The organism is Streptomyces sp. NBC_01257 (genome assembly GCF_035917255.1).
GTDB lineage: Bacteria > Actinomycetota > Actinomycetes > Streptomycetales > Streptomycetaceae > Streptomyces.
The window spans coordinates 5,228,943-5,241,729 of record NZ_CP108472.1 but is presented as its reverse complement, the minus strand read 5'-3'; the positions used below and the strand labels follow the sequence as shown (position 1 = coordinate 5,241,729).

At 73.2% G+C, this 12,787-nt stretch carries 11 protein-coding genes; all 11 read right to left on the bottom strand.

Annotated elements, in window-relative coordinates:
* Nucleotides 1–104: 104 nt before the first annotated feature.
* Nucleotides 105–647 (bottom strand): GNAT family N-acetyltransferase, encoded by a 543-nt coding sequence (locus OG408_RS22660; protein ID WP_266781308.1) that lies wholly within the window; start codon nucleotides 645–647, stop codon nucleotides 105–107.
* 81 nt (nucleotides 648–728) lie between these two features.
* Entirely contained in the window at nucleotides 729–1,307 is a 579-nt protein-coding gene (locus OG408_RS22655) for a TetR/AcrR family transcriptional regulator (RefSeq protein ID WP_266781306.1), read from the bottom strand.
* Nucleotides 1,295–2,029 (bottom strand): enoyl-CoA hydratase family protein, encoded by a 735-nt coding sequence (locus OG408_RS22650; protein WP_266781305.1) that lies wholly within the window; start codon nucleotides 2,027–2,029, stop codon nucleotides 1,295–1,297. The genes OG408_RS22655 and OG408_RS22650 overlap by 13 nt, the downstream gene beginning before the upstream one ends.
* Nucleotides 2,026–3,615, bottom strand: coding sequence for a 4-coumarate--CoA ligase family protein (locus OG408_RS22645; RefSeq protein WP_326671633.1), 1,590 nt, complete (start codon nucleotides 3,613–3,615; stop codon nucleotides 2,026–2,028). The genes OG408_RS22650 and OG408_RS22645 overlap by 4 nt, the downstream gene beginning before the upstream one ends.
* A gap of 156 nt (nucleotides 3,616–3,771) precedes the next feature.
* A complete protein-coding gene (locus OG408_RS22640) occupies nucleotides 3,772–4,932 on the bottom strand; it encodes an acyl-CoA dehydrogenase family protein (RefSeq protein WP_266781301.1) in 1,161 nt (386 codons plus the stop codon).
* Complete coding sequence (locus OG408_RS22635) at nucleotides 4,929–6,884, bottom strand: ATP-binding protein (RefSeq protein WP_326674582.1); 1,956 nt, start codon at nucleotides 6,882–6,884, stop codon at nucleotides 4,929–4,931. The genes OG408_RS22640 and OG408_RS22635 overlap by 4 nt, the downstream gene beginning before the upstream one ends.
* 8 nt (nucleotides 6,885–6,892) lie before the next feature.
* Complete coding sequence (locus tag OG408_RS22630) at nucleotides 6,893–8,491, bottom strand: acyl-CoA carboxylase subunit beta (RefSeq protein WP_326671630.1); 1,599 nt, start codon at nucleotides 8,489–8,491, stop codon at nucleotides 6,893–6,895.
* The gene (locus OG408_RS22625; RefSeq protein WP_326671628.1) at nucleotides 8,488–10,236 is read right to left on the bottom strand and encodes an acyclic terpene utilization AtuA family protein; all 1,749 of its coding nucleotides are present in this window, start codon (nucleotides 10,234–10,236) and stop codon (nucleotides 8,488–8,490) included. Before OG408_RS22625 ends, OG408_RS22630 begins: the two co-directional genes overlap by 4 nt.
* Complete coding sequence (locus OG408_RS22620; protein ID WP_326671626.1) at nucleotides 10,233–11,027, bottom strand: TIGR03084 family metal-binding protein; 795 nt, start codon at nucleotides 11,025–11,027, stop codon at nucleotides 10,233–10,235. The genes OG408_RS22625 and OG408_RS22620 overlap by 4 nt, the downstream gene beginning before the upstream one ends.
* Nucleotides 11,028–11,192: 165 nt before the next feature.
* Nucleotides 11,193–11,711, bottom strand: a complete 519-nt coding sequence (locus tag OG408_RS22615; protein WP_266781291.1) for a DinB family protein — start codon at nucleotides 11,709–11,711, stop codon at nucleotides 11,193–11,195.
* A gap of 99 nt (nucleotides 11,712–11,810) precedes the next feature.
* Nucleotides 11,811–12,761, bottom strand: a complete 951-nt coding sequence (locus tag OG408_RS22610; RefSeq protein ID WP_266781289.1) for an EamA family transporter — start codon at nucleotides 12,759–12,761, stop codon at nucleotides 11,811–11,813.
* Nucleotides 12,762–12,787: the final 26 nt, after the last annotated feature.

Here is a 12,787-nt window from a genome sequence, read left to right as displayed (position 1 = left end):
TACGAAGATCCCCCAGGCGGCCACGCGGGGCAATCGTCCACGGCCTCAGGGTCCGGAAATGAACCCCTAAATGTCCAGATCGAGATGTTGGGGCTGATTACCCCTTAGGGGCGGTTTAGGCCCCACGTCTGCAAGGAGTACGGCCGCCCCTTCTCCTCCCCCTCGATCAGCGGCACGCCGAGCAGCCGGAAGCCCGTCGCCCTGGCCACCGAGACGCTGGCGGCGTTCTCCGCCTCCAGTTCGAGGATCACGTTCTCCACGCCCAGCTCCTCGAAGGCGTAGCCGGCCATCACCCGCACCGCCCGCGCGGCCAGCCCCTGGCCGCGGTGTGCCGGGCCGACGGCGTAACCGAGTTCCGTGCCCTCGGGCGCGCGCCGCAGCATCACCTCGCCGAGCGGTGCGCCGCCGTCGAGGGTGATGGCGAGCAGGATGGACGTGCCCTCCGCCCGCAGCTGCCGGGCCCTGTCCAGCCGGGTCCGGGCGGCGGCTTCGTCGAACGGCGAGACGATCGGCGTCCAGTACGCGATGTCGGGGTGGTCGAACAGCCCGGGCATGGCGGCCAGATCCTCTTCCGCCCAGTCGCGCAGGACGAGGCCCTCCCCCGTGACGCGGAGGTCGTCGGGAAAGGGTGACGGGGTGCTGTTCATGGTGCGGGACCTCCCTGGCCTGTTCAGGACGAGGAAGGATATCCGGGGGCCGGCGGCGGACGCTGTGCCGCGGTGGGCCTCTCAGCCCAGGGCGTTCTCGACCAGCGCCGCCCACTGGGTGACGACTCTCCGCCGGCGGGCCGTGTCGTCGGTGAGGACGTTGGCGAGGCCCAGGCCGCGGGCCATGTCGAGGAGGCCCTGGACCGTTTCGCGCACGCCGGGGCGGGACTCGTCTGCGTGCAGGAGGCCGACGGCGATGCGGTGGGTCTCGCGGCCGACGCGGGCCTCCAGTTCGGTGACGCGGGGGCGGAGCTGCTCCTCGTTGGAGGCGGCGACCCAGAGTTGCAGGGCGGCGCGGAACAGCGGGCCCGTGTAGAGGTCGACGAGGGCGGCGACGACCGCGGCACGGTCCTGGTCGGGGAGGGCCCGCAGAGCGGCGGAGCGCTCCTCGGCGACGTATTCGACGGCCCCGGTGAACAGGTCCTCGCGGGTCGGGAAGTGGTGCTGGGCGGCGCCGCGCGAGACGCCGGCGCGCATCGCGACCACGGAGACCGTGGAGCCGGCCCAGCCGTGTTCGGCGAGGCAGGCGACCGCGGCTTCGAGGAGCTTCTGCCGGGTGGCGCGGCTGCGGTCCTGCTTGGGCGGTGTCACAGCAGCCATGCGGGGTCCCGTCGTTCCAGGAAGGCCGTCATCCCCTCCCGGGCCTCGTCGGAGGCGAAGAGTGCCGCGGAGCGGGCGATGAGGTCTTCGGCGTACTGATCGAAAGTCTCCCGCACAGTAGCCGTGACCAGCTCCTTCGATGCGGCCAGGCCCTGCGGCGAGGCTCTGCGCAGTCCGTCGAGTACCGGTACGAGCGCCTCGTCCACGTCCTCGGCGGCGATGCTCACGAGGCCGGTCCTGGCGGCTTCCGTCGCGTCGAAGCGCTCGCCGGTGAGGTAGTAGCGGGCCGCCGCCCGGGGCTCCAGGCGGGGCAGCAGCGGGAGGGAGATCACAGCGGGGGCGAGGCCGAGGCGGGATTCGGTCAGGGCGAAGGAGGAGCCGGGTCCCGCGACCGAGATGTCGCAGGCGGCGAGGAGGCCGAGGCCGCCGGCCCGGACGTGGCCGGTGACCCGGGCGACGACCGGTTTGGGAAGGGTGACGATCTGCCGCAGGAGGGCGACGAAGGCGTGCGGGTCGGCCGGGGCGGTGAGGTCGGCGCCCGCGCAGAACGTGTTGCCGGTGTGGGTGAGGACCACGGCCCGGACGGCGTCGTCCGCCGCGCAGGTGCCGAGGGCCTCGGCCAGGCCGGTCACGAGGCGTGCGGACAGGGCGTTGCGGTTGGCCGGGGAGTCGAGCGTGAGGGTGGTGATGCCACGCTCGTGCGTGGATGGGGCGAGGGTCATTGCTGCTTCTCCCTTTCGCGCAGTTCGCGGCGCAGGATCTTCCCGGACGCGGCGCGCGGCACCGCGTCGATGAACTCGGTCTGCCGGACCTTCTTGTAGGGGGCGACGCGCTCGGCGACGTACGCCATGACGTCGTCGGCGGTGATGTCCCGCGCGGCCGGCTGGCGGACGAGGAAGGCCTTGGGGATCTCGTTCCCGTCGGAGTCGTACACGCCGATGACGGCCGCGTCGGCGATCGCGGGGTGGGTGAGGAGGAGCGCTTCGAGTTCGGCGGGGGCCACCTGGTAGCCCTTGTACTTGATCAGTTCCTTGACCCGGTCGACGACGAACAGCCAGCCGTCCTCGTCGACCCTGCCGATGTCGCCGGTGTGCACCCAGCCGTCGGCGTCGATCATCTCGGCGGTTGCCTCGGGGCGGTTCAGGTAGCCCTTCATCACCTGCGGGCCGCGGATGAGGATCTCGCCGTCGGTGCCGGTTCCGGCGTCCTCGTCCGGGGCGTCGAGCGAGACGATCCGCATCTCGGTGCTGGGCAGCAGCGTGCCGACGGCTCCGGGCGGCGGGTTCTCCGCGGCGAGCGGGACGACGTGGGTGCCGGGTGAGAGCTCCGTCATCCCGTACGCCTGGCGTACGGGCGGCAGCCCCAGGCGCCGGGAGCAGGCGGTGGCGAGGTCCGCGTCGAGCGGGGCGGCGGCGCTGACGATGTACTCAAGCGAGGACAGGTCGTAGCGGTCGACGACCGGGTGCTTGGCGAGGGCCAGCACGATCGGCGGGGCCACGTACAGCCCGTTGATGCGGTGCGTCTCGATCGCGGCGAGGAACTGGGCGAGGTCGAAGCGCGGCAGGACCACGACGGTGGCGCCGGTGCGCAGGGGCGCGTTCATCAGGGCGGTGAGCCCGTAGATGTGGAAGAAGGGCAGGACGGCCAGGATGCGGTGGCCGGGGCCCATGGGGATGAAGGGGCTCAGCTGCTCCAGGTTGGTGGCCATGGAGCGGTGGGTGAGCATGACGCCCTTGGGGGTGCCGGTGGTGCCGGAGGAGTACGGCAGGGCGGCGATGTCCTCGGCCGGGTCGATCGTCACCATCGGCTCGGGGGCGGTGGTGGTCAGCATGTCGAGGACGGAGGTGTGTCCGTCGGCCTGGTCGCAGACGAAGATCTCCTGGATCCCGCCGACGAGTTCGGCGGCGCGGCGGGCCGTGCCCAGGAGCGGGGAGACGGTGACGATCCAGCGGGCGGAGGAGTCGCGGAGCTGTTTGGCGAACTCCTCGGCGGTGGCGAGCGGGTGGACGGTGGTGACGGTGGCACCGGCCCGGGTCGCGGCGAAGAAGACCGCCGGGTAGGCGATGGTGTTGGGGCTGTGCAGGGCGAGGACGTCGCCCTTGGCGACTCCGGCGGCGGCGAGACCGGCGGATATCTTCCGGTGGAAGCCGTCGAGCTGCCGGTACGTGAGCCGGCTCGCGTCGTCCGTCCCGTCGATCAGGGCGACGTTGTCGCCGAACTCCTCGGCGGCCCGGCCCAGGACGGCGTCGTGGATGGCCGTGTCGAGTGGCTGGACGTCGGGATAGTCGCTCCGGAACACGAACACCATGGCGGATGGTCCCTTCGGTGCGGAATGGCGGGACGGCGGGTGGGCCGTCCCGTACGACGCGTGGGGAGATGGCGTACGGTGCCGTGGCCGGGGCCGACCCCCGGGGGTCGGGGAGGGACGGGCCCGGCACGGTGTGGAGAGACAGAATGGCCCGCGTCAGTACGACTTGGGGAGACCCAGGGACTGGTGGGATACGTAGTTCAGGATCATTTCCCGGCTGACGGGCGCGATCCGGGCCACCCGGGACGCGGTGATCAGGGAGCCGAGGCCGTACTCGCGGGTGAGGCCGTTGCCGCCGAGGGTGTGGACGGCCTGGTCGACGGCCTTCACGCAGGCCTCCCCGGCCGCGTACTTGGCCATGTTGGCGGCCTCGCCCGCGCCGATGTCGTCGCCGTCGTCGTAGAGCCGGGCGGCTTTCTGCATCATCAGCCGGGCCAGTTCGAGTTCGATGTGGGCCTGGGCGAGGGGGTGGGCGATGGCCTGGTGGGCGCCGATGGGCTCCTTCCACACCTGCCGGGTCTTCGCGTACTCGACGGCGCGGCCGAGCGCGTAGCGGCCCATGCCGATGCCGAACGCGGCGGTCATGATGCGTTCGGGGTTCAGCCCGGCGAAGAGCTGGAGCAGGCCCGCGTCCTCGTCTCCCACCAGGGCGTCGGCAGGCAGCCGTACGTCGTCGAGGACCAGCTCGAACTGCTTCTCCGGGGCCTGGAGTTCCATGTCGATCCGCGAGCGCAGGAAGCCGGGGGCCTCGCGCGGGACGATGAACAGGCAGGGCTTCAGCTTGCCCGACCTGGCGTCCTCGGTGCGGCCGACGATGAGGGTGGCGTCGGCGATGTCGACCCCGGAGACGAAGACCTTGCGCCCGGTGAGCACCCAGTCCTCGCCGTCGCGGCGGGCGGTGGTGGTGATCCGGTGGGAGTTGGAGCCGGCGTCGGGTTCGGTGATGCCGAAGGCCATGGTGAGGCTGCCGTCGGCGAGGCCGGGCAGCCACTGCCGCTTCTGGGCATCGGTGCCGAAGCGGGCTATCACGGTGCCGCAGATGGCCGGCGAGACGACCATCATGAGCAGCGGCGAGCCGGCTGCCCCCAACTCCTCCAGGACTATGGAGAGTTCCGCCATGCCGCTGCCTCCGCCGCCGTACTCCTCGGGGAGGTTCACGCCGAGGTAGCCCAGCTTGGCGGCCTCGGCCCACAGTTCGCGGGGGTGGGCGCCGTCGCGGACGACGGACGTCATGTAGTCGCGCCCGTACCGCTTGCCGAGGGCGGCGACGGCGGTGCGCAGGGCCTGGTGCTCTTCGGTTTCGAGGACGGTGCTCATGCGTTCGGTTCCTCCTGTGCATCAGTGACGACGGCGAGCAGGGCGCCGACCTCCACCTGGAGGCCGGGTGCGGCGTGGAGCGCGGTGAGGGTGCCGGACGCGGGGGCGAGGATGCGGTGCTCCATCTTCATCGCCTCCAGCCAGATCAGCGGCTGCCCGGCCTCGACGGTGCTCCCGGCCTCCAGCCCCTCCGCGAGGCGGACGACGGTGCCGGGCATCGGGGCGAGCAGGGAGCCGGGTTCGGTGCGTGCGGCGGGGTCGGTGAAGCGGGGCAGCGCGGTGAAGGCGTAGGAGCCGGTGGCGGTGTCCACGTACAGCCGCCGGTCGCGGCCGAGGATGTGGAAGCGCCTCGTGACGCCTTCCTGTTCGAGGGTGACGCGCGTGCGGCCCGCGGAGACGACGCGGACGCCCTCCGCGTCGACGGTCACACCGTCACGGGTGGTGCGGTAGGCGATCGCGTACTCGTGGCCGTCCGGCTCGCTGCGGTAGCTCCTGAGCTGGGGCTGCGAGGGGACGTTGCGCCAGGCGCCGAAGCGGACGAACCCGCCCGCGGTGGTCGATGTGGCGTTGCGGGCCGCCTCGGCGAGCGCGGCGGCGGTGGCGGCCAGCCGCACGTCCGCCGCGTCGGGCGCGGAGGCCATCGCGGCCAGGTGCCGGTCGTAGAAACCGGTGTCGAGGCGGGCGGCGACGTAGTCCGGGTGGCGCAGGGAGCGTACGAGCAGGTCGCGGTTGGTGACGGGGCCGTGGATGCGGGCGCGCTCCAGGGCGCGGGCGAGGAGGCGGACGGCTTCGGTGCGGGTGGGGGCGTGGGCGATGACCTTGGCGAGCATCGGGTCGTAGTGCACCCCGATGGTGTCGCCGCCGGTGTAGCCGGTGTCCAGGCGCAGACCCGGCTCGTCCGGCACGTCGAACGAGAGCAGTGCTCCGGTCTGCGGCTGCCAGTCACGCGCCGGGTCCTCGGCGTAGAGCCGGGCCTCGACGGCGTGCCCGACGGGCGTGGGCGGTTCGGCGGCGGGCAGCGGTTCTCCCTCCGCGATCCGCAGTTGCAGCGCCACCAGGTCGAGGCCGAACACGGCCTCCGTGACGGGGTGTTCGACCTGGAGGCGGGTGTTCATCTCCAGGAAGTAGGGCCGTTCGTCGGCGGTGACCAGGAACTCGACGGTGCCGGCGCCCCGGTATCCGACGGCCCGTGCGGCGGCCGTGGCGGCGGTGTGCAGCCGCTCGCGGAGCGCGCAGGTGAGACCGGGCGCGGGGGCCTCCTCGATGACCTTCTGGTGGCGGCGCTGGAGGGAGCAGTCGCGGGTGCCGAGTGCCCAGACGCCGTCGTGCCCGTCGGCCATGACCTGGACCTCGACGTGCCGGCCGCGCTCCACGTACGGCTCGGCGAAGACCTCGCCGTCCCCGAAAGCGGACAGCGCCTCGGCCGCCGCGGCCGTCAGCTCACCGGGCAGGTCGCCCAGTTCCCGGACGATCCGCATGCCGCGTCCGCCGCCTCCGGCAGCCGCCTTCAGCAGCAGCGGCAGGTCCTCGGCGGTGGCGGCCGCCGGGTCGACGGCGGCGAGCAGCGGAACCCCGGCCGCGGCCATCAGCTCCTTGGCGCGGGTCTTGGACGCCATCAGTTCGATGGCCCCGGCCGGCGGGCCCACCCAGAGCAGCCCGGCGTCCTGCACGGCGGCGGCGAATCCGGCGTTCTCGGAGAGGAAGCCGTACCCGGGGTGGACGGCGTCGGCGCCCGCGGCGAGCGCGGCGGCGACGACGAGGTCGCCGCGCAGATACGTGTCGGCGGGGGCCGCCCCCGGCAGCCGTACGGCGGTGTCGGCCTCCCGTACGTGCAGGGCGTCGGCGTCCGCGTCGGAGTACACGGCGACGGTCGCGATGCCGAGCGCACGGCAGGTGCGGAAGATCCGGCAGGCGATCTCGCCCCGGTTGGCGACGAGCAGAGTGGTGATCATCTGGTTTCTCACATCCGGAAGATGCCGAAGCCGCCGCGGGCGCCCTCGACCGGTGCGGTGTGGATGGCGGACAGGCACATCCCGAGGACGGTCCTGGTGTCGCGCGGGTCGATCACCCCGTCGTCGTACAGCCGCCCGGACAGGAACATCGGCAGGGACTCGGCCTCGATCTGCTGCTCGACCATGGCGCGCAGTCCGGCGTCCGCCTCGTCGTCGTACGGGCGGCCCTTCGCGGCGGCCGACGCGCGGGCGACGATGGACAGCACCCCGGCCAGCTGCTGCGGCCCCATGACGGCGGACTTGCTGCTGGGCCAGGCGAACAGGAAGCGCGGGTCGTAGGCCCGGCCGCACATGCCGTAGTGCCCGGCGCCGTACGAGGCGCCCATCAGGACCGACAGGTGCGGGACCCTGGAGTTGGAGACGGCGTTGATCATCATCGCGCCGTGCTTGATGATGCCGCCCTGCTCGTACTCCTTGCCGACCATGTAGCCGGTGGTGTTGTGCAGGAACAGGAGCGGGATGTCGCGCTGGTTGGCGAGCTGGATGAACTGGGCGGCCTTCTGCGACTCCTCGCTGAACAGCACGCCCTGCGCGTTGGCGAGGATGCCGACGGGGTACCCGTGCAGCCTGGCCCAGCCGGTGACCAGGCTGGTCCCGTACAGCGGTTTGAACGTGTCGAAGTCCGAGCCGTCGACCAGCCGGGCAATGACCTCGCGCGGGTCGAACGGCACCTTCAGGTCCCCTGGCACGATGCCGAGCAGCTCGTCCTCGTCGTACTTCGGCGGTTCGGCCGGTCCCGGATCGGACTGCGCCTTGCGCCAGTTGAGGCGGGCGACGATGCGGCGGGCCTGGCGCAGGGCGTCCTGCTCGTCGACGGCGAAGTGGTCGGCGAGGCCGGAGGTGCGGGCGTGCATCTCGGCGCCGCCGAGCGACTCGTCGTCGCTCTCCTCGCCGGTGGCCATCTTGACCAGGGGCGGGCCGCCGAGGAAGACCTTCGACCGGTCCTTGATCATGACGGTGTGGTCGGACATCCCGGGGACGTACGCCCCGCCGGCCGTCGAGTTCCCGAAGACGACGGCCACGGTCGGGATGCCGGCGGCGGAGAGCCGGGTGAGGTCGCGGAAGAGCGCCCCGCCCGGGATGAAGATCTCCTTCTGGGAGGGCAGGTCGGCGCCTCCCGACTCCACCAGGCTGATGGTGGGCAGCCGGTTGGCGAAGGCGATCTCGTTGGCCCGCAGGGCCTTCTTCAGCGTCCAGGGGTTGGAGGCGCCGCCGCGTACGGTCGGGTCGTTGGCCGTGATCAGGCACTCCACGCCCGACACCACCCCGATCCCGGTGACGAGCGAGGCGCCGACCGCATAGTCGCTGCCCCAGGCGGCGAGCGGGGACAGCTCCAGGAACGGGGTGTCGCGGTCGACGAGCAGCTCGATCCGCTCGCGGGCCAGCAGCTTGCCGCGCGCCCGGTGCCGCTCGACGTACTTCTCGCCGCCGCCCTCCAGCGCCTTGGCGTGCGCGGCGTCCAGTTCGGCGAGCTTGCCGAGCATCGCGGAACGGTTGGCGGTGTAGTCGGGGCTCGCGGTGTCGAGCCCGGTGGGCAGGACGGTCATGCGTGCACCTCCGGTGCGTCGGCACTGTCCAGCAGCGCCACGGGTATCTCCAGGCGGCGCGCGCGCAGCCACTCCCCCAGTGCCTTGGCCTGCGGGTCGAAGCGGTGCTGGGCGGCGACCCCTTCGCCGAGCAGCCCGTGGACGGTGAAGTTCAGGGCGCGCAGGTTCGGCAGGACCTGGCGTACGACGGTGAGCGGGGCGGTCTCCGGGAGGAGTGCGCGGAACCGCTCGACGGTCAGCTCGTGGGCCAGCCACCGCCATGCCTCGTCGCTCCGGACCCACACCCCGACGTTGGCGTCCCCGCCCTTGTCCCCGCTGCGGGCCCCCGCGACGAGCCCGAGCGGCGCGGACCGGGTGGGCCCCGCGGCCAACGGCTCGGGCAGCGGCGGCTGTTCGGCGTCCACGAGGGGCAGCGTCCGGGCGGGCGGCTCCTGCACCTCGCGCCGCCCGTCCGGGAGCACGGCGACGTGCGTCACGTCTCCCGCCGGTACGTACCGGGCCTCGAACACCCCGTAGGGCGCGCCCTTTCCGGGCGGGGCGGTGACGTGGAAGCCCGGGTAGCTGCCGAGGGCCAGCTCGATCGCGGCGCCGGAGAGGGCGCGCCCGACGGCGTCCGGGTCCTGGTCGCGGACGACGAGCCGGAGCAGGGCGCTCGCGGTCTCCTCGGTGCCGGCGTCGTCCCGGTCGGTACGGGCCAGCTCCCACCGCACGTCGTCCGGCTGCCGTCCGGAGCGCGCGAACGCGTCCGCGAACTGGTCCCTGACCAGCCGGGCCTTGTCCTCGATGTCGAGTCCGGTAAGGACGAAGACGACCTCGTTGCGCCAGCCGCCGAGCCGGGTGAGTCCGGCCTTGAGGGTGGGCGGCGGGGCCTCGCCGCGCACCCCGGAGATCCGGACCCGGCCGGGTCCGTCGGAAGACAGCCGTACGGTGTCGAGCCGTGCGGTGACGTCGGGGCCGGCGTACCGGGCGCCGCCGGTCTCGTACAGCAGCTGGGCGGTGACCGTGCCGAGGTCGACGACGCCGCCCGTGCCGTCGTGCTTGGTGATGACGGACGTCCCGTCGGCGTGGATCTCGGCGACGGGGAAGCCGGGGCGCCGGACGTCGTGGCCCCGGAAGAAGGAGTAGTTCCCGCCGGTGGCCTGGGTGCCGCACTCCAGCACGTGGCCGGCGACGACGGCTCCGGCGAGCGCGCCGTGGTCCTCGGGGCCCCAGCCGAAGCGGGCGGCGGCGGGTCCGGTGACGAGGGCGGCGTCGGTGACCCGGCCGGTGACCACGACGTCGGCACCGGCCCGCAGACAGGCGGCGATGCCCGCGCCGCCGAGGTAGGCGTTGGCGGTGAGGTACCCGTCGGGTACGGGGATGCTGTCGCCCTCGACGTGGGCGACGCGCACGGGCACACCGACCTTGCCGGCCAGCTCCCGCACCGCGTCGGCCAGTCCGGCCGGGTTGAGCCCGCCGGCGTTGGTGACGATCCGCACCCCGCGCTCGTGGGCGAGCCCGAGCCCCTCCTCCAGCTGGCGCAGGAAGGTGGTGGCGTAGCCGCGCGAGGGGTCCTTGAGCCGGCTGCGGCCGAGGATGAGCATGGTGAGCTCGGCGAGATAGTCACCGGTGAGGACGTCGAGCGGGCCGCCGGTGAGCATTTCGCGCACGGCGTCGAAGCGGTCGCCGTAGAACCCGGAGGCGTTGCCGATCCGCAGCGGCGGGGCGGCGTTCACGGGCGGCTTGGCGGCGGGCGGCGCGGTCATCGGTCCGCCTTCGGCGCCCGCCCTGTTCCGGCGGGCCCGGCGAAGGCCTGCGCGATGTCCAGCCAGGCGTCGGCGTCGGCGCCCTCGGCCCGGACGGAGAGGTCGTCGCGGTGGGCGCGCTGGGTGACGAGCAGGCAGAAGTCGTGGAGGGGGCCGGTGACCCGCTGGGCGGCGTCCTCGGGCCCGAAGACGACCGGATCGCCGTCGGGCGCGCCCAGTTCCACCCGGAACTCCTCGGTGGGCGCCTGGATCCCCCGTACGAGGAAGGCGTAGTCGCGGGCCCGCACCCCGATCCGTGCGACGTGCCGCAGCCGGGCGGTGGGGGTGCGGGTGACGCCCAGCGCGTCGGCGACGTCCTGGCCGTGCGCCCAGGTCTCCATGAGCCGCCCGGTCGCCATGGAGGCGACGCTCATGGGCGGCCCGTACCAGGGGAACCGGGTCCCGGCGGGCGCCGCCCGCAGTGCGTCCTGGAGGCGGGCGCGGCCGGTGCGCCAGCGGACGAGCAGCGCGTCCGGGGCGTACGCCGTGACGACCTCGTCCGCGGCCCGGTCGACGAAGCCCTCGGGGTCCTTCATCGCCCTGGCCACCTCGTCGCCGAACCGTTCGGGCTCGGTGACGGAGAGCAGCGCGACCTCGTCGGTCCAGCTCAGATGGGCCACCTGATGGGCGACCGTCCACCCTGCGGCCGGGGTCGCCCCCGCCCACTGCCGGGCGTTCAACCCGGCGACGAGCAGGTCGAGTTCCTCGCTCTCGCTGCGCAGATCATCGAGCACGGCTGAGGCATCGGACACGGTGCGCTCCCCTCGGGGCGTGGCGGTGTGCCCCGGAGCCTGCCAGGGGGAGGATAAACAATCAAGCACGCTTGCATGATTTTCTGAGCGCAGGACGGCCCGGAGTGCGGGGCGCGGGTGGAGGGTGAGGGTCCGCGCCCCGGGGACCGGGCGTCCGCCGCCCGGCTACTGCCCCTTCGACGCCGCCTCGGCCATCTTCGCCGTGGTGCTGGCGCCGTCCAGCGCCTCGCGGATGATGTCGGCGTGGCCGCTGTGGTGGGCGATCTCGCGGAAGATGTGCCACAGGACGCGGCGGACCGTCCAGACGACGGGCTCCGGGGGCGACCACGGGTACGCCGGCAGTGTGACCTCGCGGTCGAGGTCGGCCTCCTCGCGCACCGTACGGTCGAAGTCGGCCGCCGCCGCGTGGAAGGCCTCCAGCAGCTCGGGCAGGGTCTCCACGTCGGTCATCCGGTTGCCGTCGGGGTCGAGGTCCGCCCAGTCCACCGCGGCCGGGGCGGTGCCGTCGATCACGTCCAGCCAGCTGCGCTGGACGAGGCCGAGGTGCTTGAGCAGACCGCCGAGCGTCAGCTCGCTCACGGTCGTGCGGGCGCGGGCCTGCGTGTCGTCGAGCCGCTCCACGGTGAAGAGAAAGTTGGTGCGCTGGTCGGTCACGAGGGCGAGCAGATCGTCGCGTTCCGGCATGTGTTCCTCCAGGGTGGTCTTCGCGACCACCCTAGGATCGGGATCCGGGCCGCGCAGGGCGAACGGGATCACCCGCCCGCGCCCGCGCCGGGTCCGCCGTCACTTCTTCCGGGCGCCCCGCACCTGACTGCGTACCGCCCCCATGCTCGCCCCGATGACCAGCGCGATGGCCAGGGCGTCCGTCGTGGAGAGGGCCTGGTCGAGGATGAGGAAGCCGGCGGTGGCCGCGATCGCGGGCTCCAGGCTCATCAGGATCGCGAAGGTGGGCGCGGGCAGCCGGCGCAGCGCCATGAGTTCGAGGGTGTACGGGAGGACGGAGCTCAGCAGGGCGACGGCCGCGCCCAGCCCGAGCGTGGACGGGACCAGGAGCTTCGAGCCGGACTCCATGATGCCGAGCGGCAGCGAGAGGACGGCGGCCACCACCATCGCGAGGGCCAGTCCGTCGGCCTGCGGGAAGCGGCGGCCGGTGCGGGCGCTGAAGATGATGTACGTCGCCCACATGACACCGGCGCCGAGCGCGTAGGCGGCGCCCACCGGATCGAGCCGGTCGAACCCCCCGCCGCTCAGCAGGAGCACCCCGCCCAGCGCGAGGCCGGCCCAGACGACGTTGACGAGCCGGCGCGACGCGAACACCGAGAGGGCGAGCGGGCCCAGCACCTCCAGGGTGACGGCGGCGCCCAGCGGGATGCGGTCGGCGGCCTGGTAGAAGAGCGTGTTCATGCCGCCCATGGCGAGGCCGAAGGCCAGCACCGTGCCCCAGTCGGCGCGCGAGTGGCCGCGCAGCTTCGGGCGGCAGACGACGAGCAGGACGAGCGCGGCCGCGGCGAGGCGCAGCGTGACGACGCCGAGCGCACCGGCCTTCGGCATGAGGAGCACCGCGACGGCGGAGCCGAACTGGACGGAGAGCCCGCCCGCGACCACCAGCGCGACCGGGGCGAGCGCCGCCCCGCGCCGTCCGCCGGCGGGGCCGCCCTGTTCACCGAGGGCGGTGACCGCCTCGGGGACGGAGACTGCGGCGGCCGGCTCTGCGGCGGTGCCCTGGTCGTTCACCTGTGGCCTGTCCTTCTGGGTTCGGA